Below are 22,148 nucleotides of genomic sequence, written 5' to 3'. Positions count from 1 at the left end.
CGCTTTACCCTTCGACTGCGCTCAGGGCAAGCTCTTCACTCTTCACTCTTCACCTCACCCCCTCACCCCCTCACCCCACCTCCCCGCCTTCCCTAAGCCGTCTGAGGTGCTGGCATTGGGGTTGTGGTCTCCTGCAGCTGACTCTGAGCCACCGCCAGCTGCTCGGTGATCTGCTGCCGCACCGTCTGCCGAAAGTCGATGAAGTGCTCTGCCTGAGCGCAGACCACCAGATAGTTCAGCACCACCTCTGGATACTGCCGCAGCAGGCTGATCAGATGCAACCAGAATCGTAGCCGGGTCTTGCGTACTACTCCCTGACGCCAGCAGAGAATCCCCATGGCCCGTAGAATCGTCCAGTTCAGCCCAGGGGTACCGGCGGATTTGGTGCGGCCGCGATAATGCTGTCGCCGCCCGGCTCCCAGTATCAGAAAATGGCGATAGGTGCGATTCAACATCACCAGGGGATCGTAGAGGGTCCAGAAGGCATGGAGATATTCCGCCACGATGTCTTCCATGGGACGGGTGGGGATAAAGTTCATCAGCGAGGTCTGGTTGGAGTCATAGTGGCGGTCTAGTAACCGACCTTCTTTGGCTAGTCGATGCCATAGAGCCGTATCCGGCAGGGCCTGCAGAATCCCGAACATGGCCGTGGGAATGGTGGTCTGTTCCACAAAGTCAACGATGCGCTGCCCGGCCCCGGATTGTTCGCCGTCGAAGCCGATAATGAAGCCTGCCATCACCCGCAATCCCGCCTTGATAATGGTCTGCACCGAGTCGGCCAGGGGACTGCGGGTATTTTGATACTTCTGGGTCAGGGTGAGACTACTGTCGTCGGGAGTTTCGATGCCCAAAAAGACACTGCCGAAGTTGCAGTCCACCATCAACTGCATCAGTTCCTTGTCTTGGGCCAGATCCACCGAGGCCTCAGTGGCAAAGGAGAAGGGATGGTTATGGGCCTCCATCCAGGGCTTCAGGGCTGTCAACAACCGTTTGACATTGCGCTTATTGCCGATGAAGTTGTCATCTACCATGAAGATGCTCCGGCGCCAGCCCAAATCGTAGAGATATTGCAACTCAGCTAGCAGTTGTTCTGGGTCCTTGGTGCGGGGCTTGCGGCCATAGAGCACGATGATGTCGCAGAATTCGCACTGAAATGGACAGCCCCGGGAGAATTGCACCGACATTTCGGCGTAGGCGTCCAGGTCTAAGAGGTCATAGCGGGGAATGGGAGTGGTGGTTACAGCCGGTTTCTCGCCGTTAGCGCGAAAAATGCCGCTAGTCTCGCCGCGCCCAATCGCCTCCACAAACAGGGGCAGGGTAATTTCACCTTCATCCAGGATTAAAAAGTCGGCTCCAGTGGCTTCGTCAGGCAGGGCTGTAGGGTAGGGACCGCCCACGGCTACCAGCTTGCCTCGGGCTTTGGCGGCTTGAATCTGAGCTATGAAATCTGGGCGCTGCACAATCATGGCGGAGATCAAAACCAGATCGGCCCAGGCCCATTCGGCCTCGGTGACATCCCGTAGGTTGCGATCGACTAATCGGTAATTCCAGGTCTGTGGCAAGATGGCCGCCACTGTAACCATACCTAGAGGGGGAAGTTGGGCTTTAAAGTTGGCAAGTTCCAGGGTTTTCTCAAAAGACCAAAAGCTTTTTGGAAACTGCGGATAGATCAGCAAAATATTCATGGAATATTCCCATTTTCCCGCCATCGTAAACGCCCTAAACCAGCTAGCGCAATCCTGGGCTATCGGATTAATTTTTGGCGGCTCTGGAATAAACCCGATAGAGTAAAAGAATGTAACGTTTCTAAAGCGGGACCTGGATCTGCATGCGTGTATTATTGATGACCGGCAAAGGTGGTGTCGGCAAGACCTCGGTGGCGGCGGCTACCGGCCTACGCTGCGCCGAACTCGGTTATAAGACCCTGGTATTGAGCACGGATCCAGCCCACTCTCTGGCGGATAGCTTCGATCAGGAGTTGGAGCATACGCCCCGGCAGGTGCGGCCTAACCTCTGGGGGGCAGAATTGGATGCCCTGATGGAGCTAGAGGGGAATTGGGGCTCGGTGAAGCGCTACATCACTGAGGTGCTGCAGGCCCGGGGCTTAGAAGGGGTAGAAGCGGAAGAGTTGGCGATTCTGCCGGGCATGGATGAAATCTTCAGTCTGGTGCGGATGAAGCGCCACTACGACGAGGGGGAGTTTGAGGTGCTGATCATCGACTCGGCCCCCACGGGAACGGCCCTACGGTTGCTGAGTCTGCCGGAGGTGGCGGGCTGGTACATGCGGCGGCTATACAAGCCCTTTCAGGCCGTGTCTGCGGCCCTGCGGCCGATTGTGGAACCGTTGTTTCGGCCGGTGGCAGGGTTTTCGCTGCCCACCCAGGAAGTCATGGATGCTCCCTACGAGTTTTATCATCAGTTAGAGGACCTGGAGAAGGTGTTAACGGATACCGCCACCACCTCCGTGCGGCTGGTGACCAATCCGGAGAAGATGGTGATTAAGGAGTCGTTGCGGGCCCATGCTTATCTCAGTCTTTATAACGTGGGCACGGATCTGGTGATTGCCAATCGCATCATTCCTGAGAGCGTGCAGGACCCGTTTTTCCAACGCTGGAAGGATCAGCAGCAGCAATATCGTCACGAGATTCATGAGAACTTTCGGCCCTTGCCGGTGAAAGAAGTGCCGCTGTTTTCAGAGGAAATGTGTGGCCTAGAGGCCTTAGCTCGGCTGAAAGACACTCTCTATGACCAGGAAGACCCCACCCAGGTGTATTACAAGGAGACCACCATTCGGGTAATCCAGGATGAGGATACCTACAGCCTGGAGATTTATCTACCAGGTATTCCCAAGGATAGGGTGGAGTTGAGTAAGGCCTCCGATGAACTGAATATTCGCATCGGCAACCACCGCCGTAATCTAGTGTTGCCCCAGGCCCTGGCGGCCCTGCAACCTGCCGGAGCTAAGCTGGAGGATGATTACCTCAAGATTCGCTTTGCGTCCTCTCGAGCTTGAGGACATATCTAAGTCATTCGGGGGCTCTACTGCCAACAAAGGGAGTGCCCCACAGCCTCCAGTTTTCCTTGTTGAAGGGGGAGCGCCAACGTTGGATCAGCGCTAGCTCTAGGGCTTGGCGAGTTTTGCGATCGCAAGGGGCATAGGGCCAAAAGCCGATATTCACCGTCACCGGCAGCCCATGGGGCCGGTGAGCGGCGATGTAATTGAGGATATAGCGCTTGCAGTCGTGCTCCCCTTGCCAACGCTGGTTGGACTTGATGGTTTCCCCCACGTACAGCAACAGCGGCAATTCGTGATCCACCACGAAGTAAAGGGCAGGGGGGCCAGACTCATCGAAGCAGCCTCGCCAGAATTCGGCATTCCGCTGGGGCAGATGAAAGGGATCGAGGGCATCTAGCGGGTCTGACGTAGCCGTTACATCAAACAAAGTTCCCTGGCGCACCACCGGCGTGGCCCGCACCGATCGTTGGAATTCCAAAACCCGCTGCTTCCAACCCTGTAGTTCCCCTAGGCTCAGGTCCCCTGTTGGGGTCTGGTTATACACCCAAGATAGTTCCGCCGCCTTCTGATCACCCTCAGACAGAAACGATAGCTGATACTCAGCCGCCATGATGCCTCCCTAAAACTCAATCCCCGGCTGTGCCTTTACCCCTTGCTCCCGGAAGGGATGCTTCACCAAGGTCATCTCCGTCACCAAGTCGGCTGCTTCAATCAGAGCGGCAGGAGCCCCCCGTCCGGTCAGGATGACATGGGTGTGCTCCGGCTTTTGAGCCAGCCCCGCCAGCACTCGATCCACGGAGAGAAACCCGTGCTTCAGGGCCACATTCACCTCGTCCAACAGAATGGTCTTATAGGCCGGGTTCTGCAGATAGCCCCAGGCCACTTCCCAAGCTTGCTCTGCCTTGGCTGTGTCGCGATCGCGATCTTGGGTCTCCCAAGTAAACCCTTCCCCCAGGGCATGGAATTCTAGCTGCTCTGGCCAGTGGCCCAGCACCGCTTTTTCAGAGGGCTCCCAAGCCCCTTTGATAAACTGGACGATGGCCACCCGAAATCCGTGGCCCAGGGATCGCATCACCATGCCCAAGGCCGCCGTGGTTTTGCCCTTGCCGTTGCCGGTGTGCACGATGATCAAGCCCTTCTCCTGGGTGCGCTGGGCCAACCGTTGCTGCTGCACTTGCTTACGGCGCTCCATCTTGCGACGGTATTGCTCCGCCGTTAATCCTGCCGGAGAGGTTTCGTCGAGATTCTCGGCAAGGTTATCTGAGGGTAGGTTGGTGGTCTCTGCAGATGGCACGTCAACTGACATGGGATTCTCAGGGGTTAAGTGCCATCATCCTACCGCGTCTGCCGAGAGTAAGTGCTACAATAGCTAAGCGCAAGGGCATGTAGCTCAGTTGGATAGAGCATCAGATTCCGGTTCTGAGGGTCGGGGGTTCGAATCCCTCCATGCTCGTTTCCTTTACAGTCTCTTTAGGGCAGGTTCAGGGATAGCCGCTTAACGTTAAGTTCCTAAACCGGATAAACTCCAATCGCGATTTGGATGCCTTGTTGAATACGCCGAAGCAACGACTGGCTGATTTGACCGTAAGGGCCTTGCTCCAGATAGCGTTTGCGGACAGCCAGAATGTTGTCGCATATCGCCATGGAATTGGTATCTAAGCCCCCTGCACCAGCCGGAACCAGAATCCGAGTCGGCGTTTCGCCACTGCTGATATTACTCGTGAACGGCACGACTAATACCGTGCGGCTCAACTCATTTCGCAGATCTATCGATACCACCACCGCTGGATGTTTCTTCGTATCCTCAATAGACCTAAGCGCTTTGATCAAAAACACCTGGCCTTGCCGTGGGTAAGCAGCCCGCATCTCTATAACTCTTCCGCTTCCAGGGTTTCTTCAAGCTGTTGCTCGGCTAGAGTAGCCCATTGCTCCTCTTCCTCAACATCAGCCTGACGACGGCTCTGATAGTACTGCTGTAGTTGTTCTTGAATTTTTTGAACACGCCAGAGCCGCAACGCCTCTTCGATTGCTGCCGAGCGATTATCGGAAAACTGATCAATGGCATCGAGTAAATCAGCGTCAATCGTGACTGAGACGCGGCGCTTAGTCGATGAAGTGCTCATACTGTAAGTCACACTATAAAGTATGATTCAGTGTATTATCTCTAATCATATTATGGAACGGGAAGGGACTACAAGAGCACGCAAGATGCCCAAACCTTCCTAGGTGTTATGGACGTATTGATAGGTCGGTCTACACGGGTTCATCTCCCTGCACGCCCTTGACGATGCGAGAGAGCTCGCTCTTCTCGTCGATGGAAATACGGGTGGGGGAGCCGCTGATGATGCGTTCCAGGTTGCGGAAGGAATCTTTGATCTCCGGTCCGTGACTGCTGATGGTGTACTCGCGAATGCCCTTGTCGTGCCAGGAGCCGCGCATCTTGAAGACATTGATGGCCCGCGACATCTCCCCTCGTACCTCGACATACTGCAGCATCAAGATAGTGTCGGTGATGGTGGAGATGTGAGACTCGGTGATGGAGTGCAGCCCCATGAACTGCTCCGTCGTATTGGTAAAGAATCCGGTGATCTCTTCTTGCTTGGCGAAGCCCGTTACCCCGATCACGAACTGGCGAAAGGAATTATTGCTGACGCCCCGATCGAGGGCAGACAGGGAATCAATCGCCATGCGGGCGGGCTTGAATTGGGAGATCTCGGTCTTGATAATTTGCAGGTGATCTTCTAATCCGGCTGACTCCGGATAGGCACAGATGATTTTGAGTAACCCTTCCTGTTCCATCTTTTCGAAGTCAATGCCCCAGGAGTAGGCGTTGCGAGAGAGCTGGGCCCGGGATTCTTCGTAGGCAAATAGCATGGCCCGTTCTCCGGTCTTGCAGCCATCTACCAGGAACTTGCTCACCAGCAGAGTCTTGCCGGTGCCGGTAGCACCGGTGGCCAGAATGATGGAGTCTTTGAAGAAGCCGCCCCCACACATCTCGTCTAAGGTCTTAACCCCGGAGGATACCCGCGCATTGGAGGAACGCTGAGTCAGGCGCATGGCTCCTAGGGGAAAGATGTTCATGCCCTCATCGGTGATGGTGAAGGGATACTCTCCCTTCATGTGGGTGGTACCTCGCAGTTTCAAGATCTCGACGGTGCGGCGCCGACGCTCACCCTCGAGGACATTGCGAATGATCACCACGTTGTCCGAGACAAATTCCTCCACGCCATAACGAGCTACCGGGCCATACTCATCTACCCGCTCTGTAGTCATTACTGTGGTCACGCCCATCTGCTTCAGACGGGCCACCAGCCGAAAGATCTCTCGCCGTACCACGGAAATCGCTTCGTACTGCTGAAATACGGCGGTGACAGAGTCAATCGAGACCCGTTTTGCCTTGTACTTGCGGATGGCATATTGAATCCGTTCGATCAAGGCTGAGAGATCGAAGTTGCCAACCACCTCTTGGCCCTCGGGATCGGGTGAGGCATCTAGGATGAAGAGCTTGCTGTCGTCAATGAGGGCTTGCAAGTCCCAGCCAAAGCTACTGGCATTTTTGATGATATCTCTGGGAGACTCCTCAAAGGTGACAAATACACCGGGCTCATCGAAGTGGACAATGCCGTTGTACAAGAACTGTACGGCCATCAGGGTTTTGCCTGTGCCCGAGGTGCCACTGACTAGGGTAGAGCGGCCAATGGGCAAGCCCCCATGGCTGATGTCGTCAAAGCCTTCGATCAGGGTGCGAATCTTCTCTAGCCCGGCGTGCTTAGATGGATTAATCTGAGCGCTTTGGGGAGATTGAGTCATCGTCGTTGTATCAAAAAGAGGTTTGGTTAAAGGGTAGGGATCCTCTCGGGTACCCGGGAGCTAATTCCTCGAGACGGGCGAGGTGATAGTGTCCTTATGGTGCCCTAGAACCGGTATCTTTCCCAGTATTTACGGGCAGACAACCAGTATAAACCTTGTCCAAGTTCAGTCCTGACGATTTACTGAACTAATAATGATCAATTTTGATCTGAACCAGATATGGATCTGGCGTCAACTGTAGAACTCATCATCACGCAATTCATCGTAGAGCAGGTCAAGGCCAACCAACACTCGCTCTCGATCCGAGAGGTCGCCGATGATCTTGCGCACTGGCGGTGGCAATATCTTGGATAGGGTGGGTGTAGCCAAGATCTTGTCTTCCTCGGCTAGCTGGGGGTTTTTCAGCACGTCGATGACTTTTAAGGCGTACACCCCCTGAAACTCTTCTTCTAGGATGTTGTTTAAGGTCTTGAGGGCCCGAATCGAATTGGGCGTGTTGCCGGCTACGTACAGCTTCAGGATGTAGGTTTTTTTGAGCTTACTCATAAATCCTCGACGTTATTGATTAAAGATACGGCGTTTCTGAATCTAGTGAGGGACAAGGTTAGTCATGAATCCCTTGACTTCAGGAGATAGGCTATACCTCACCCCGAAAGGAAATGCTGTCAGGGAGGCTGCGCTCTGACCGGATGCGGCCTCCCTTACTTTTCTTGGTTTTCCCGGGGAATGGAGCGGCGATACATCTCACACAGATGGGCAATCACATCGATCAAGGTGAGGCGATAGTCCAATAAAATCTCTTCGCTGCGTCCCTCTAACTTTAGCTGTTTGGCAAAGGCATCCATCAACTCCATATGGATCTCAACGATCTGGGATACCGAGGCATCCGCGAAAAAGGCCACATTGACAAAGTCGTCGATTTTCTGGTTAAGGCTGGCATCGTTGGAGAAGTAGCTGAGGACGATCAGGCGATAGTCTGACCGTAGCTTGTCTAGGAGTTCTTGTCGGTCGGCCTGACTCATATGGCGCAGAAAATTCTCAGGATTTCGCTTGTAGTAAACCCCTAGATAGTTCAGGCGTTCTCTGAGCTTGTCGTTGAGGCGCTGTTGCTGCAAACTCAGGAGGACATGATGAGAGCTGGGGGCTGGATCTCCAGCTGTTGCATGGGCAGGGGAGGTGTTACTGACTGCCGGAAGTTTGAGAAATTGGTCGATGGCTTGATGAATATGGCGCTCTAGCTGATCAAGATCGGATAGGGTCAGACATGCGATCGCACGGTGGTAGGCAGCAATCACATTCCGACAATGCTCAAAGGACTCTACCGAGGAGACTGCTTTGGTGTTGTCATTCCTGTTGTCAGGGGAGCCCTCACCGGAACCAGCTGCCTGACGACTGAGGATAATCGCAGGTAGTAGGATATCCCGCTCCCTCAGCTGTTGCATGATGGCATCTAGCTGCTGATTACTCTGTAGAATCAGGCAGTCGATGCGATGACAGTTGCGGCTCGTCCAGGCAAAAAAATCCGCTTCGGACTCGCTCCAGTGGGTCAGATACGTCATTCCGTCCAAGTGCTGATGCAGGGCTTGGGTTAGCTCCCGAGAAGGGAGAAAGATATTGAGTAACAGTTTTGTAGACAAAATCGTGGCTCAACCAAGTTCACACAACAGCAACCACGGCTATCGGATAACGGCAGCCGTCAGACCAAAGGGCCATTCAACCAGAATCTTAAAGGACACCGAAGAATCTTAAAAGATGATGAAGGACTCTAGAGTTATTCTAAAGGTTCCCAAAATCGGTGGCGGTCGTCATAATCTAAGTAACACTCAGCGAGCAACCGTAGCGTTTGTCAGGTAGCTCAGGCAGCCGAGAGCGCTCAGGGCTCCAACCTGGGCAGATACCCAGACCACCCCCTTATCAATTTTCGATACATATCAAGAAACATGTTTGTCTGAATTATGGGTTGCTCCCGTTCCTACTATCGCCATGCCCTCTCTGCTGCAGTTTTTGTCCTGCGCTCCCAGTTGTCACCAGCTCACCTCCCTCGCGACGGTCGTGGAGCAGCTTGGTACTGGTCAGCATGACGTCATCGTTGTCCTTGAGCATCCCGCCTTTCCCATTGGCTTGATTCGGGCCGGACGGCTGATGGCTTATGTCTTGAGTCATCTAAGCAATGAAGCTGTCTACCATGGGGCTTCCACTGCAGCATCCATGAGCGTCGCTCAGTTGACCCAACACTCCTCTGAACTCTCTGCCCGGTTAACGCAGACCCTAGTCATGGATTGCAAGGAGCTGGTGGAGTCGGTGGCAGTCATTCCCCATCACTGGTCTCTGGCTGAATTTTGGACCTCGCTAGCCGATGGAGATGCTAGCCATTGGGCAGTGGTTGATGCCCAGCAGACCTATTTGGGTCTGATCGAGTGTCGTCGGCTGCTGCCGTTTTTGCGATGGCCATGGAACCAGACTCCGCCTGCCTTGGCTCCGAGGACACCAGCATTGCCATCCCAAACGGGGCCGTTTCAGGAGTGGTTAACCTTGTTGGATGCCGTTCCCATGCCGCTAATGCTGCAGTGGGGAACAGAGCAATCTTCTTTTTTCAATCTTACCTGGCGGTCGCGACTAGGGGCTGATTTCATGCCGACTGGGCTCACACAAAACCTAGTGCCGCCCTCCTGTGATACTCGTCTGTTGGCGGCCACGCCTAGCCTTTCCAATGATAATCAGCAGATTTTACAGCACCTATCTGGGTTGCCTGGGCGGTGGCAATACTTGCCGCCGACTGACTACCCCTTGGGGGATGGTTCCTGGCAACGGTGGGCCTTCTTGAAACTCCCCCTATCGTTCGCAAATGGGCTCGATCGAGCATTATCAGGCTCTACTCAGTCCTTATCGGGCGATGAGCTCAGAGATAGCTGGTTGGTCATTGCCTATCAGCCCCTGGCTGAGACAGATCCTCAGACTCAGGGAATAGTTGATGCCGATGATGCTGACTGGCTGGTGGGCTTAGGACACGACCTGAAAACCCCGCTGACGTCCCTGCTGGGACTGTCTAATCTATTGCAAAACCAGCGATTAGGGACCTTAACCGATAAGCAACGACGCTATGTCGATCTGATTCACCGCAATGCCCGCGAGCTGATGACCTTGGTGGATCAGATGTCTGATTGGATGCGGTTGTCCCGGGGACAATTGGCCTTAAATTCTGAGTGGCTGAATTTGGAGACCCTATGCCAGCAGGTGCTCGTCCCTCGCCTAGATGCCCAAGAGTCTTGGACAGAGTATGTCACGGTGGCTGGGAGCGAGGCTGATCCTCGGGAGAGGCTATCCCAGCATCGCATCTTTGCCGATCCTAGTCGCCTGCACCAGATGCTTGATCATCTGATCGATAATGCCCAGCGTCATACCCCTAGTGATACTCCTTGGGGCATGCGTATTGAGCGCTGGGGGTCCTGGTTGGGGCTGATCGTCTGGGATCGGGGAGAAGGGATTGCTATTAATGAGCAATCTCATTTGCTAACTACGCCGGCGATGGCCCAGGGGGGAACTGGCCTGGGGCTGCCGTTAACCCGGCAACTGGCTCGTCTCCATGGAGGAGACTTGAGTTTTGTCTCCTATCCTCACCAGGGCAGCGAATTTACCCTGCTATTACCGGCACCGGCGTTGACTCAACCCCCTGGGCAACCCGTATTGGAGCCAATGACTCGATTATTGGTCTTGGCGGCGGTGGATCCGGTGTTGATCAAGGCGGTCACGGAGGGGGTGCGATCATCTTCCTATCGGGTGGTGGTGGCTCGTTCCTGGCCCGAAGCCCAAGATATGGTCTCGCGGTTGCAACCGGAGGCACTGTTACTGCAGTGGCAAGGGCTGGGGATGGCGGATCGGCAACACTCCCTGATGGCAATGTCTCAGGCGCAGCCATGCGCCATGATTGCCTTGACACCGCACCCCCCTGAGGAGACTGCGGCCGAAGTTCTCTCGGGCTGGATTCCGACTCCTGTGGCGATTGCAGAGCTGCCCATCCACCTGAATACGCTGTTGTTTCCGACGCCACAGCCAGAGGTCTTGCGTCAGCGCACAGTGCTGCTGTTGCGACCGGAACCGTCTTTTGCTGACTCCTCTAAGCCAGATGGGCTTAACCTGAGTAGTTGGTTACATCGCTATCAGTGTCGAGTATTGGAGGTGGATGATCTGGAGCAGGCGAGTTTAATCAGTCGAGTCTGGCACCCAGATGTGATGCTGCTGGATCCCGACATTCCAGATGTGGCTGCGTATCTGCAGGCGTTGAGTCAGCAAGATAGGTTGCTGAGGATTCCATTAATTACCCTCAGCAATGACGCTACCCAGGCGGCTAATCACTATGTCCAATTGATGGTGTTTCCCTGTTTAATCAAGGGCGCCCTTGACCAGGCCGGACTTCAGGAGACCACTGCTAATACGTTGATGCAGGTGATGGCGGTGGCTATTGATGCCCACGACTCTGCCTAATGCCTGTTGGCGTCCTCACATCTGGGGTTCAGCACGTCCCAAGTTCGCACTAGAATTGAGCAAAGAGTGGCTCTCGGCTGAAACATGAGCTGGAAGCTCTCTGTGGCAGAGAAGTCGATATTATGACCAAGAAATCGATCGAGCAGAGTCGCAACTGGCTACGACGTCAAGAGATTTTAAGCTTAGCCCAAGTCATCTATGTCGCATAATATTCTGGCTCATCAGTTATGATCAGGTTGATGATAATGATTGCTCTACACGGCATTTCCTCGACTCGAGCGCAACAATGCGATGCGAAAATCCATTGCAATTATCGGAATCTCTATTGTTGCAGTGCTCTCCTTTAACCTAATCATTCCTCAAGCGGGGTGTGCCTGCATTGATGCTGCAGTCTACGCTGATGGAACGGTGGTCTGGCTCAAGGACGAAACTACGGTGAACCCTGACGGCACTATCCGTTTTAAGGATGGGCATACGATAAAGCCTGGATTTTGGGAACGGCTCTATTACCGCAACTACCTCAAGAGGCCCAAGGTAACGATGCCGGGTGAGCTGAGAGACAAAAGCAAATCCAAGTGACCGAACCAATTCGCCAGACTATCGGCATCTTGCGTTCCTCTGTTCCCAGCAATCTCGCTAGCTGGTCAAGACGCTTCGAGGTGAAGACTATAACAATTTTAAGCCAACATTCGAAATCTGGGAAAGCCGATAAGATGCCTGGCTGGATGTGGATGCCATTATCCACTCATCGAGAGGAGCTTGCTACCGCGAGCCCGATCGCATCCCTACCCTGAATGGCTCCGCTTGACGTCGGGGATAGTCATCCAAGAATGATGTCCGTCCCCTCCGGTCAGTGCCGTCTATTGCGCAGCAACTTATTGGCCCAAGCCACATCTTCACCCGTCAGGGGGGGAACCGGGTCTTGACTGTAGTCAATTGCCAAGTCATAGCTAGCCCGGTCGTATAGCTGAGCCAACAATGGTTGCAATTCCACAATAATTTCTGGGTCTTGAGGCTGGAGCGGCAGGGGAAAGGCGGGAATCTGCGATCGCAAATCAAATGGATACAGATCCGCGCGAGGTCGCTGATCGGCACAGCTGATCAAAATTCGATAGAGGGAGGGTTGCTCGGGGCCGCGCATCGGCAGAGGGGAAAAGGCTCGAATCAAATCAATTTCCACTAGATGGGTCTGGCTGGCCAAAATTTTGAGGCGTTTTTCTTCATACTGCTGCCGTCCTCTACCAAGGCGCTTGTTGCTGGGGGAAATGAGTTCCAGGATTGTCACGACAATACCCGTGCTCACTTCTCGAATTGCTAAGTAGCGTTCTTGAATCTCCTCCGGCATTGGTAGTTCTACTGTAATCGGTGCTGTTGCAGTAGCACTGGGCTGGGATAAGGCTGGACTCGTTTCCTGAGACGGTGGTTCAAATACCGCCGCATCTGGCCGTCCCACCAGTAAGTCATCGCGAATGTCTTCGTAAACTCGCTTCTCGATGGCTACCCGGTACTTGGGCCGCAGTTGGGGGCCTAGGCTATCTGCGATCGCAACCAGCAACCGATTGTGCACCTCTGGCCAAAGGTCAGGATGTTCAAGATAGGGATCCATTCCGGGAAAGGGAGAGGGCATGACCAGGTTCCCCATTGGCTCCATCGAATAGCTTTACTGTAGCGTTTGTCTCAGGCACGGCACTGGTCAGTCAGCTAGGGGCAAGTACGGAACATTTCAGGAATGGCATGGCCATCGATTGTTTACCTAAGAAATCGATTGTTTACCTAAGAATCAAAGCGTCGAAGCCCATAAGCTTGCCTCTATGATGCTGAATCGTGCCGACAACTCCGAGGTGGAAGCTTTACGGGTCTCCCTGCAGGGCATTCGGCAACAATTCAACCACTTCCGACCTGAGTTCCTGCATCTTGCTCCATCCGAACGACAGCGTGGCTACCAGGCTTTATTAAGCGCTGTGCGAGAGCTGATCATTCCGTTTCGAGCCAACCGTTCAGAACCCCGAGTCGTCAAGCGCCGTCCTAAACCGTTCCCGCATTTTCGGGAACCTTGCTCGGTCCTGAAAGCCAAACTAGTAGCTTGATAGGGCTTACGTCAGTGCCATTCGACGCTGGGGGTATTTGGGGCGGTGGTGTCGTTTGCGGTGTCTGACCCAACTCACTATTATGCGCTGCTGGTGATTCCCTGGGTTTGCCTGATTTTGGGATGGACCTATGTGGTGAATGACGAAAAGATTTCGTCGTTTTGGTATCTAGTGGCCAATCCACCGATTGGGGTAATAGTTCTGTCTTGGGCAGAGCTTATCCTACTCATTGCCTTGGGCGTTGAGACCTTTATCTATGCTGACCTAGCGAAAGGACATTGATGTTTAATGTAGGTGCAGCCTTCAGATATCGAGCAGCGGTCATGGCAAACATTGAGCAGGATGCAGAGATTGAAGAGCGCATCACGATGCAAATTGTGGTGGATGCCTACGACCCTGAAGAGCAGGCCATGGGCTGGTACTACTATTTGCAGGGCACCATGCAGTTCCCATTTACGGCAAGCTGTATCAGCAAGCGGCGTATTTCCCCTCTCAAGGACGGGCAAACGGTCGAGGTGGTCGGCATGGCCTCAGAGGATGAGTGTGAGCGGGAGATGTTTGTGGAAATCGACTGGGAAGGCGATACTTTGGCCGTGCCGTTGATTCAGCTTGAGGCTCCAGCGGCAGATGAAGAGACTCAACAGGCGATCTCTGATTGGCATTACTGGGTCAATCAAGGCTACGAGTTCGGGTAAGCGCTAGTGCCCAATCGCCTGCCGTTGAGAGTAGATTTCTTTCAGCAGCAAATCGCGGAGTTCATTGGCAATGTCGTCAGGCGGATTACCTGCGAGGGCTCGGCCAATGAGACGTTCCGCCTCTCGCAGTTCACGACACTCGATGGCCAGGGCGGCGGCACTGCGATGTAAAACGGAGCGAGTCGGTTCCAGATCCAACTGATCGGCTACCAGGTCTGCCGCTGTTCGTTCTTTGGTGAAGGCGGCTTTAGAGAGCGCGATGGCGGCTTCAGCATCACCCTGTTGACGCGCCAGGACTGCCTGGTCAACTAGTTCCATAGCTTCTCGGTGAAGGGTGTCTACGTCCTGCATGTTTCCACGACCTGCGCCTTGGGAGTCCCAAACTCAACGACAGCAATGTAGCCAGGGGCTACTGTATCAGAGGGGGTAATCTGCTTCAGCTTCATATTAACTCTGGACTGAATGAGGGGCTCAGAGATGGCACCAGCCAATCACATAGGGATTAGTGCCCCGATAGATATGCAACAGATAGGGATCCAGCTGCCGCTCCGAGACATCATCCCGACTGGCGGTGTAATAGCGCATCCATACTTGCCGTGAGTCGCGGCAGGCATCTTCCAACTGCTGCCAGATGTCTAAGTCCAGGTTGGTCTCGGCCCCGGCCCGAAAGATCAACCGATCATCGGCCAGCTGTTGCAGATCCAGCCACTCCTGCTCCGGTAAGCGCTCCGCCAATCGATTCACCGCCGATCGCAACTCCACCGCATAGGTCGACCCGGCATAAGCCTCCAGCATCCTGGCCCCTAGGGTGAGGGCAAACAGTTCGCCCTTGGTCAGGGGTACCGTCGGCAGCCGCCACTCGGCATCGGTGTAGTGATGCCCCTGATTGCGAGTGAACTTTAGGGGAGCGTGAAAGCGATCCCGCAGAAAGGCCAGGTCATCGCGAATGGTGCGCTCACTCACCTCCAGTTCTGCTGCCAGCGTCAGCGCCGTCTGCCGCTGAGGACGACGGATCAGGGCGTCGATCTTGAGTAACCGCTCTAGCTGCAGGCGCGACATGGAAACTCCTCAGCTGACTTGGCGACTATCCTAAGCAACTAACCCGGCAAAAAAGCTTCCGGGTTAGTGACCGTTAAAAAATTAATGATTTCTGGGGGGCAGCCCGGCCTCTAGACTGCTGTCCTGGGCAAACCCCTGGGGGCATAGATGCTCCCGAACACACTTCTCTCCGGTTTATCGCGATTCCGGCAACGTGAAAGAGGCCCTCAAGGCTTTTTAATAGAGACTTCAAAAAGTTCCACAATCAAGATCCGCTCCTACTTTTACCCAGAATCATGGGTTCCAGAGTGCGACGGGGTCGTCTCATTTTGAGATCTACAGCAAATTGCAATCGGGTAAAGCACATCGCGACGCTCCCCTCAGCCCCCCTACCAAGATACCAATGGCGAAATTCATGGTTGGCAACAAACCCATGGGAAAGCTTTTCGCGAAGGCCCCCCAGCCCCCAAAAATGGGGGACTTTAGCAATTATCTTGATTGTCAACCCTTGCTTGGGCTAGCTGCATTCGATGAATCATAGTCCGGTTCATAACCCTGCTTATGGTCCACCAGCCAATGCCTCTCGATAGAGTTAATCCAGTCGAGAAATAAGATAAGGAGTACACGATGAGTTGTAGTGGTGGATCCGGTGGTTGTGGCGGATTTGGGGGGTGTGGCTTTACCACCGGCGGTGGGAGTTACGGCAAATCAACGTCAACCTCGCAGAGCGACCATGTGGTCTATCAGCCGGCAGCGGTCATCTTTGGATGGACAGTGCTCTTGCTGCTGTTCTTAGGCGGACTTGCGATCGCAGCCAGTGCCGAGACACTGCCTCCCCAGCAGCCCCATAGTAGCCAGATGCGATCGTAGACTTGATAAATAACGGAAAAGCGCCGCTTCTCCGTGGTTTGGGGAAGCGACGCTAGATTAACACTGGAAAGCCCAGCTTGATGATTTTGGCCCGGTGAGAGGGAGATTACCTCCGTTGGGGATAAGCTAACCAGCGATATGACCATGACCAGCCAGCTAAAGCTATCGCGACTGGGTCAAAGGTCGACTCTAAACCGGCTGGCTGACCTTAGTTATCGTAGACGCGGCACTCGTCAGCGTCGGGGTTGTTCTCACAATATTCGTCGAAGGAACTCTTAGGCTCCTTCTGGCGCTGGTGGGAGGCTTCGGCTTGTAGCTCTTCAACAGCATCCCAAGCAGCAGCGCACTCTTCAGAACTCTTCCCCGAGGTGTCGCAAGCGTCCCGGGCGCTCTGAATCTCTTGGTTGATCTGCTCTTTGATATTGCTCATAAACTCAAGTGATGATTGCTACGATGAAATTCGGTGGCTGTGAAACCCTTGAGATCTGTGATGTCTATCGCAAATCCCAATCTTTCATCGACCATTGTAGTCGCACTTTACCGGGCTAACCGTGTTGAAAACATGAAACAGAAGGTATAGATTTCCCTACTGATGGTCGATTTCAGCATTCATGATGGCCCCATGGCAGGCTGAATCGGTCATGGGGGTTTAATGATTGTTTAAGATGCGATCGCACCTACTATTCCCATGACAATGGTTATACAGCTAGTCGACTGCGGTAGCGGTATGGGCAGCAACATCGTCGGTGAATGGCCGCCAGTTTGTGCCTAGCCTTGGGAAATGCCAGGATGCGACTACAATCAGACAGAACAACCAACGGAGCCAAGGAGGTGCGTCGGCATGGACGCAACAACCCAGCCGATGGAGTGGGCCAACGCCATATCCACTCAGGTGTCTCTAGAAGCAGCAGTCCAAGACGTGACTGCTCAACTTCGCCACCAACTCTCAGAGCCGCCGGACCTAGGCTTGGTATTTATCTCCTCGGCCTTTGCTAGCGAATACTCTCGTCTATTACCCCTGCTGCAGGCCGCCATCGACATTCCCGTGCTGATTGGCTGCAGCGGTGGCGGAGTCGTGGGCATGACTGCGGCAGAGCAAGCGGTTGAAATTGAAGCGCAACCCGCCCTCAGCCTCAGCCTGGCCCGCCTGCCTCAGGTCTCGGTGCAGGGATTTCACCTAACCCAGGACGACCTGCCCGACTTAGACAGTCCCCCAGATGCTTGGCACAAGCTGATTGGCATCCCGCCCAGTGACCATCCCAACTTCATTCTGCTGGCAGACCCCTTCTCTTCGGGGATCAGTGAATTGCTGCAGGGGCTGGATTTTGCCTATCCAGGGTCGGTTAAGGTGGGGGGGCTGGCCAGTGTGGGTAGCATCAACCGCAGCAGCAGCCTCTTTTGCAATCAGGAGGTGCATCATGACGGCATCGTCGGCGTTGCCCTATCCGGTCAGATCGTCATGGACACCATCGTGGCTCAGGGGTGTCGTCCCATTGGCCATCCCTATCGGATTGTAGAAGCCGAGCGCAATATTTTGATCAAACTGGCAGAGCCCGACGGGGATGACTGTGAGCCTCAGAGTCCCCTGGAAGCATTACAGGGAATTTTCCAGGACTTCAGTGAGGATGAGCGCAAACTGGCCCAGGACTCCCTCTTCGTCGGCATTGCCCAAGACAGCTTTAAGCAGACCCTAGAGCATGGCGACTTTCTGATTCGACAGCTGATTGGGGTTGACCCCCGGGTGGGGGCCATAGCCGTGGGCGATCGCATCCGTCCCGGCCAGCGCATTCAGTTTCATCTGCGGGATGCCCGCACCTCGGCCGAGGATCTAGACACGCTGCTACAGCGCTATCGCCAGCAGTCGGATCTGAACCAGGCTGCCCCCGTCGGAGCCCTGATGTTTACCTGCATGGGTCGGGGGCAGGGCCTGTATGAACAGCCCCATTTTGACGCCAGCTTGTTTCAGCAGTATTTCGAGGATATTCCCCTCAGCGGCTTCTTTTGCGGCGGCGAGATTGGCCCCATCGGTAGCACGACGTTTTTGCATGGGTATACGTCGGTATTTGGCATCTGTCGACAGCCATCCTCCGATGACAATTGAGCCGGAGATGCTCGGGGGAGCTGACGCCTAATCCTGGATGAGGAGCGTCTTGACATAGCGCTGGAGGACCAGGCGCTGTTGGTCTAGACTCAGCGGCTGACCTTGAATCAGGGAGTCCAGACTGAGGCCGTTTGCCAGCGCCAGTAAGGCATTGGCTTCAGTTGCAGGGTCTATGTCCGATCGGAGTATCTGTTGAGCCTTCAAAGCTTCGAGTTCCTGGATGATGACGGTGCGCAGCTGAGCCGCACTCTGCTGATGGTCCGCCATGAGGTTGTCGCGGCCGACGGCATAGCCCAAAAACGCTAGCCACACCCGCAGGATCTCCTGACGCTCGCTGTCTAGCGGCAAAAACGCCGCCAGCATCACCACCAGTCGGTCGGGACCAGGCACCGACTCAACGGCTTGCTCCATCGCAGCCTGCAACCGTTCCTTCACCTGCCTGAGGGCAAACAGGATCAACTCCTGCTTATTGCGAAAGTAGTGGGTTACCACGCCAGTCGTGCAGCCCATTTCTTGGGCGATCGCCCGCATACTAGTGCGGTCTAACCCTTCGCGGACGATGACGCGCCAGGCGGCTTCCGAGACTTCGAGACGACGATCTGGTTGGGGCATCAGCGCTGCATCCACGGAAAAACCAGGGCCAGAATGCTGAGTGGTTGGTCCACTGACATGACAGATTATCATAACAGTTGTTATATCTGTACATAACGACTGTTATAAGGGTTAAGCAATGTCAGTTAGTCAAGCGCAAACTGGGCCAGAGGCCGTAGCGAGTCGGGCAAGTCTCCAGCCACGGCCTGGGTGGTTGGGAGGATTGGATCGGTTGACCGGGCCCAAGGCAACGAAGGCGGAACTGTGGTTGCAGTTGGGGCCGGCGATCGCCGCCGCCATCATCGCTCCGCTCTATGCCCGCTCTTTACCGGTGGAGTGGACGCCACTTCAGCTGGGCTTAATTGCTTTTCTGGGGTTGGACATGGTAGGTGGCGTACTCACCAATGCCACGGCCACCGCCAAGCGGTGGTATCACCGTCCCGGCCAGGGATGGCGGCAGCACTTTGCCTTTGTCTGTCTGCACCTGGTACATATTTTGCTGGTGGCGCTGGTGTTGCGCAGCGGCGATTGGGGCTTCTTTGGGGGCGTTTCCGCATATCTCCTCATGGCCTCGCTGGTGATTGTGCGATCGCACCGCTATCTCCAGCGTCCCATCGCGCTAGGGCTGTATGGGTTGGCGTTGCTGGGCGATCGCTACTGGCTCACCCCGACGCCCGGCCTAGAATGGCTGCTACCCTTTTTGTTCTTGAAGCTGCTGGTTAGTCATCTGGTGCCAGAGGAGACGGATCGACCGACTGCCAGCCAGTCCACGCCGCCCAAAATTTAATTCAGCCTGCTGCTGTATGTCGTCTGGCGCGGGCAGCGTTGGGCTGCTAGAGCCTCACTGCTGTGCGGCTGCGATCGCAGTGCCTGCTCTCAGTCCATTGCAACGACTGATCTACGGCATCACAATGGAATTGCTTGGGATTGGTATCGTTATCTTTGCCACCCGAGCGGCGATGGGCGTTTGAACGCGTGGCCAATCAGCTCGCTGCACATGCTTGGAGAGACTGCCCCATGACCTATGGCGAAAGAATTGCTCAGCTTTTCCAGATGAGCGATCGCGTCTGGCAGCGTCACACCAATCCCTGGAGTGTTTGGAGCCGCTATTCCAGTTTGCCGCTGCTGGTGCTGGCCGGGTGGAGCCGGTTCTGGTGGGGCTGGTGGGCGCTGGTGCCAGCGGGCCTAGTGCTGCTCTGGATTTGGCTGAACCCACGACTGTTTCCCAAACCTCGCAGCACCCACAACTGGGCCTCCAAAGGCGTGCTGGGTGAGCGAGTCTGGCTGAATCAAAAGCAGGTGCCGATTCCTGGCCATCATCGACCGGTGATTGCGGTCACGAATTTGATTAATGCCGTCGGGTTTGTGACATGCCTCTGGGGAATCATCACCCTGGCACTATGGCCAACGCTGCTGGGCCTATCCTGGGTGATTCTGGGGAAAACCTGGTTTATTGACCGCATGGTATGGCTCTTCGAAGAGATGAAAGCTCATCCCCAATACCGAGATTGGCTCTATTGATGGCTGCCGTGGGTTAAGGAGCTACGCGCGGCAGCGTCAACCAGAACGTGGTGCATGCGACGCAGACTACTCGAGGGAACACGCCAAGGCAATTGCCGGTAGCGATGTTGCAGTCACCAGGGGATGATTCGCATCAATCGGTTGAGGCGGCCGCTTATACATGAGTGCTAACTTTTGCACCGCGATCGCCAGCAGTATGGCCACTTGCCTCAGGAGGCTCAACTCAAGGGCATCCCAAGCCCGGGCACTATCACATTGTTGGGCCATCAATAAGCCCCACAGCATCTGACCATCAGGCGGTGCCATCGGATTCACCGGCACCACTAGGGGCACTACGATATACGCCTTGACTTCAAGCAGCTCCAAGAGACTGCGATGGCAATCACTGAGGTGGATATCATAAATATCTTGAATCGCCCGGCAGTGACCTTGGCGATAAAAATCCCCCACTTCTTCGTCAAAACAGGGGTCTTCGACGAAGCGGCCAATCAATTTAGTCCAGGGGCCTTGAATGGCTTCCGCAATCACCAACCCAGTGTTAGCCGTGGCAAATTGATAGGTCAGCATGCGGTTGGCCCGCAACAGGCGATTGAGATCGGCCATGGCCCACTTAAACAGTGTGATTAGATCGGTTGCCGCCCACACTTGGTGCGACAGCTGCTCCAGGAAATTGCTGTAACTGAGATGCTGCTCCAAGCAGTGGCTCTGATCCTCGAGTTGATGCTCTAATTCAGCATTTTGATTCACTGTCAGGGCCTTCTTTTCGGCCTCTAGCCTGACTAGGCGCTGCTCCAGTTGACTCACAGTGTTGTATAGCTTACCAGGGGTGAGCACCCGCAACAGACTGCTCTGGGTCAGGATACCGCGCAATTGGCCATCGCCGTCTGCCACCACTAGCCGTCGCAGCCGACGCTCTCGCATCAAGGTCTGGGCCTTGAGTAACATCTCTTCAGGTCTGACTAAGAAAAGGGGGGTACTCATCACCACCTGAGCTTGAATCTGCTCGAAGTCAAACTCTAGGGCTTTTACTTGCACCAGGTCCCGCTCGGTGATGATGCCCACGGGCGTTCGCCCCACCGTCCGGGCGGCACTCGGTTCACGGTTAATCCCCTGAGTCACTGGCGCCGTGATCACCACACAGCTGACTAGGCGATCTCGCATTAATCTGGCCACCTGCAGCAGGGTCATGGTAGGTGGCCCCTGCACCACATCAGGGGTCATGACATCGGCAACCGGCCGAAAGCGTAGCAAGGTGCCGGGTTTTAGGGTCTGCAGCAGCTTTCGCTGGGTAATCAGTCCTAGGGGATGATAGTCGGCGTCTACCACTGGCAGATGCCGGATATGGTGCCGACGCATGAGGTCTAGGGGCACAAAAATATCCGTCAGCTGCTCGACCGCCACCACCACCACCTCTGAACTCATGACTTGCCCCACCTCGACTCCCGCCAGGGAATGCTGGGCAGCCACTAGTTTGACCAGATCTCGCTCCGTAAAAATTCCCATGAGGCGATGGTTTTCAACGACCAAGACACTACTGCTGCGATCGCGACTCCCTGGCGAGATCAACGCCTGAGATACCCCTTGCTGCTGGACGCTGAGGGTTTGACTCATGAGGGCCAACACCTCGATCAGCGACGTGGTCGGCCCCACCATCAAGGGGTCTCGATCGATGCTGCCGTCAACAATAGGCGTGAGATGAGGAGCAGATGTTGCCATAGGGAAAACCCGTATCCAATTGTTTCGAACTTGATCGGGGGATCGATAGCTGCGACCCATAAGTTAAGTGCTGATCAGCCTCCCCGACTAGGACCCTATTGGGGGCAAAATTGTCCTAGGCTTTGAGTGGCCATGGTCAGTATTTCTGGTTATTTCCTATGTTAGGAATAAAACATTTCGGCCTTATTTCTGGGATCATTATTTTCTGGGATCATTATTTT

The 22,148-nt window shown here is 54.8% G+C and carries 24 protein-coding genes, 1 tRNA gene and 1 pseudogene; 12 read left to right on the top strand and 14 right to left on the bottom strand.

Translation table 11 applies throughout. From position 1 onward, the window contains the following. Window positions 1–92 precede the first annotated feature (92 nt). A complete protein-coding gene (locus tag XM38_RS05795; RefSeq protein ID WP_088429315.1) occupies window positions 93–1,685 on the bottom strand; it encodes a B12-binding domain-containing radical SAM protein in 1,593 nt (530 codons plus the stop codon). 143 nt (window positions 1,686–1,828) lie between these two features. Between XM38_RS05795 and XM38_RS05790 the strand changes: the two genes are divergently transcribed. After that, window positions 1,829–3,013, top strand: a complete 1,185-nt coding sequence (locus XM38_RS05790) for a TRC40/GET3/ArsA family transport-energizing ATPase (RefSeq protein WP_080811653.1) — start codon at window positions 1,829–1,831, stop codon at window positions 3,011–3,013. Between the two features lie 13 nt (window positions 3,014–3,026). Here the strand turns inward: XM38_RS05790 and XM38_RS05785 are convergent, their stop codons facing one another. Beyond that, window positions 3,027–3,626, bottom strand: a complete 600-nt coding sequence (locus XM38_RS05785) for a hypothetical protein (protein WP_080811655.1) — start codon at window positions 3,624–3,626, stop codon at window positions 3,027–3,029. Window positions 3,627–3,635: 9 nt separating this feature from the next. Then, window positions 3,636–4,322 carry a cob(I)yrinic acid a,c-diamide adenosyltransferase gene (gene cobO, locus XM38_RS05780; protein ID WP_080811656.1) on the bottom strand — a complete coding sequence of 229 codons (687 nt, stop codon included), beginning with the start codon at window positions 4,320–4,322 and terminating at the stop codon, window positions 3,636–3,638. 73 nt (window positions 4,323–4,395) lie between these two features. Between cobO and XM38_RS05775 the strand changes: the two genes are divergently transcribed. Beyond that, window positions 4,396–4,469: transfer RNA gene (locus XM38_RS05775), tRNA-Arg, on the top strand. Between the two features lie 56 nt (window positions 4,470–4,525). Here the strand turns inward: XM38_RS05775 and XM38_RS05770 are convergent. The 5 genes from XM38_RS05770 to XM38_RS05750 all read right to left on the bottom strand — a co-directional run bounded on the left by XM38_RS05770 (window position 4,526) and on the right by XM38_RS05750 (window position 8,463). Next, window positions 4,526–4,882, bottom strand: coding sequence for a type II toxin-antitoxin system PemK/MazF family toxin (locus tag XM38_RS05770; RefSeq protein ID WP_080810495.1), 357 nt, complete (start codon window positions 4,880–4,882; stop codon window positions 4,526–4,528). Between the two features lie 2 nt (window positions 4,883–4,884). After that, entirely contained in the window at window positions 4,885–5,139 is a 255-nt protein-coding gene (locus tag XM38_RS05765) for a CopG family ribbon-helix-helix protein (protein WP_080810496.1), read from the bottom strand. A 130-nt stretch (window positions 5,140–5,269) separates the two neighbouring features. Continuing rightward, window positions 5,270–6,826: a circadian clock protein KaiC gene (gene kaiC / locus XM38_RS05760; protein WP_080810497.1), complete on the bottom strand. Its 1,557-nt coding sequence runs from the start codon at window positions 6,824–6,826 to the stop codon at window positions 5,270–5,272. Window positions 6,827–7,057: 231 nt separating this feature from the next. Beyond that, a complete protein-coding gene (gene kaiB, locus XM38_RS05755) occupies window positions 7,058–7,372 on the bottom strand; it encodes a circadian clock protein KaiB (RefSeq protein WP_080810498.1) in 315 nt (104 codons plus the stop codon). A gap of 155 nt (window positions 7,373–7,527) precedes the next feature. After that, a complete protein-coding gene (locus tag XM38_RS05750) occupies window positions 7,528–8,463 on the bottom strand; it encodes a circadian clock protein KaiA (RefSeq protein WP_225889197.1) in 936 nt (311 codons plus the stop codon). A 346-nt stretch (window positions 8,464–8,809) separates the two neighbouring features. On the opposite strand from XM38_RS05750, the gene XM38_RS05745 reads away from it, so the two are divergent. Together XM38_RS05745 and XM38_RS05740 are read left to right on the top strand one after the other, a co-directional pair. Next, on the top strand, window positions 8,810–11,308 hold the full coding sequence (locus XM38_RS05745; RefSeq protein ID WP_088429313.1) for an ATP-binding response regulator: 2,499 nt from the start codon (window positions 8,810–8,812) through the stop codon (window positions 11,306–11,308). A gap of 291 nt (window positions 11,309–11,599) precedes the next feature. Further along, on the top strand, window positions 11,600–11,887 hold the full coding sequence (locus XM38_RS05740) for a hypothetical protein (RefSeq protein WP_137455018.1): 288 nt from the start codon (window positions 11,600–11,602) through the stop codon (window positions 11,885–11,887). Window positions 11,888–12,158: 271 nt separating this feature from the next. On the opposite strand, the gene XM38_RS05735 is transcribed toward XM38_RS05740, so the two are convergent. Then, window positions 12,159–12,935, bottom strand: a complete 777-nt coding sequence (locus XM38_RS05735) for a DUF4058 family protein (RefSeq protein ID WP_088431539.1) — start codon at window positions 12,933–12,935, stop codon at window positions 12,159–12,161. A 184-nt stretch (window positions 12,936–13,119) separates the two neighbouring features. Here XM38_RS05735 and XM38_RS05730 point away from each other — a divergent pair, with 184 nt between their 5' ends. The 3 genes from XM38_RS05730 to XM38_RS05720 are packed head-to-tail and all read left to right on the top strand — an operon-like array spanning window position 13,120 to window position 14,090. After that, complete coding sequence (locus tag XM38_RS05730) at window positions 13,120–13,395, top strand: hypothetical protein (protein WP_187329297.1); 276 nt, start codon at window positions 13,120–13,122, stop codon at window positions 13,393–13,395. Window positions 13,396–13,455: 60 nt separating this feature from the next. Then, window positions 13,456–13,677, top strand: a complete 222-nt coding sequence (locus XM38_RS05725; RefSeq protein ID WP_187329296.1) for a hypothetical protein — start codon at window positions 13,456–13,458, stop codon at window positions 13,675–13,677. A 41-nt stretch (window positions 13,678–13,718) separates the two neighbouring features. After that, window positions 13,719–14,090 carry a calcium-binding protein gene (locus tag XM38_RS05720; protein WP_088431536.1) on the top strand — a complete coding sequence of 124 codons (372 nt, stop codon included), beginning with the start codon at window positions 13,719–13,721 and terminating at the stop codon, window positions 14,088–14,090. A gap of 3 nt (window positions 14,091–14,093) precedes the next feature. Here XM38_RS05720 and XM38_RS05715 read toward each other — a convergent pair whose 3' ends face one another. Then, complete coding sequence (locus XM38_RS05715) at window positions 14,094–14,441, bottom strand: hypothetical protein (protein WP_080810503.1); 348 nt, start codon at window positions 14,439–14,441, stop codon at window positions 14,094–14,096. A 126-nt stretch (window positions 14,442–14,567) separates the two neighbouring features. Next, window positions 14,568–15,149, bottom strand: a pseudogene (locus XM38_RS05710) (helix-turn-helix transcriptional regulator); the annotation flags it as partial. 606 nt (window positions 15,150–15,755) lie between these two features. Between XM38_RS05710 and XM38_RS05705 the strand changes: the two are divergent. Then, window positions 15,756–15,998 carry a hypothetical protein gene (locus XM38_RS05705; RefSeq protein WP_137455017.1) on the top strand — a complete coding sequence of 81 codons (243 nt, stop codon included), beginning with the start codon at window positions 15,756–15,758 and terminating at the stop codon, window positions 15,996–15,998. A gap of 208 nt (window positions 15,999–16,206) precedes the next feature. Here XM38_RS05705 and XM38_RS05700 read toward each other — a convergent pair whose 3' ends face one another. Then, window positions 16,207–16,428 carry a Calvin cycle protein CP12 gene (locus XM38_RS05700; RefSeq protein WP_080810505.1) on the bottom strand — a complete coding sequence of 74 codons (222 nt, stop codon included), beginning with the start codon at window positions 16,426–16,428 and terminating at the stop codon, window positions 16,207–16,209. Between the two features lie 411 nt (window positions 16,429–16,839). Here XM38_RS05700 and XM38_RS05695 point away from each other — a divergent pair, with 411 nt between their 5' ends. After that, window positions 16,840–18,099, top strand: coding sequence for an FIST signal transduction protein (locus tag XM38_RS05695; protein ID WP_088429306.1), 1,260 nt, complete (start codon window positions 16,840–16,842; stop codon window positions 18,097–18,099). Between the two features lie 27 nt (window positions 18,100–18,126). Here XM38_RS05695 and XM38_RS05690 read toward each other — a convergent pair whose 3' ends face one another. Next, entirely contained in the window at window positions 18,127–18,711 is a 585-nt protein-coding gene (locus XM38_RS05690) for a TetR/AcrR family transcriptional regulator (protein ID WP_080810507.1), read from the bottom strand. Between the two features lie 211 nt (window positions 18,712–18,922). Here XM38_RS05690 and XM38_RS05685 point away from each other — a divergent pair, with 211 nt between their 5' ends. The 3 genes from XM38_RS05685 to XM38_RS05680 are packed head-to-tail and all read left to right on the top strand — an operon-like array spanning window position 18,923 to window position 20,211. Next, window positions 18,923–19,477 (top strand): hypothetical protein, encoded by a 555-nt coding sequence (locus tag XM38_RS05685; protein WP_256995531.1) that lies wholly within the window; start codon window positions 18,923–18,925, stop codon window positions 19,475–19,477. Window positions 19,478–19,493: 16 nt separating this feature from the next. Then, the gene (locus tag XM38_RS25765) at window positions 19,494–19,661 is read left to right on the top strand and encodes a hypothetical protein (RefSeq protein ID WP_187329295.1); all 168 of its coding nucleotides are present in this window, start codon (window positions 19,494–19,496) and stop codon (window positions 19,659–19,661) included. Between the two features lie 46 nt (window positions 19,662–19,707). Next, window positions 19,708–20,211: a DUF6653 family protein gene (locus XM38_RS05680; RefSeq protein ID WP_080810510.1), complete on the top strand. Its 504-nt coding sequence runs from the start codon at window positions 19,708–19,710 to the stop codon at window positions 20,209–20,211. Between the two features lie 66 nt (window positions 20,212–20,277). On the opposite strand, the gene XM38_RS05675 is transcribed toward XM38_RS05680, so the two are convergent. After that, window positions 20,278–21,927, bottom strand: a complete 1,650-nt coding sequence (locus XM38_RS05675; protein ID WP_187329294.1) for a CBS domain-containing protein — start codon at window positions 21,925–21,927, stop codon at window positions 20,278–20,280. Window positions 21,928–22,148: the final 221 nt, after the last annotated feature.

Origin of the sequence: Halomicronema hongdechloris C2206 (assembly GCF_002075285.3) — a bacterium.
Lineage (GTDB): Bacteria > Cyanobacteriota > Cyanobacteriia > Phormidesmidales > Phormidesmidaceae > Halomicronema_B > Halomicronema_B hongdechloris.
This window is presented reverse-complemented; position numbering and strand designations above follow the sequence as displayed.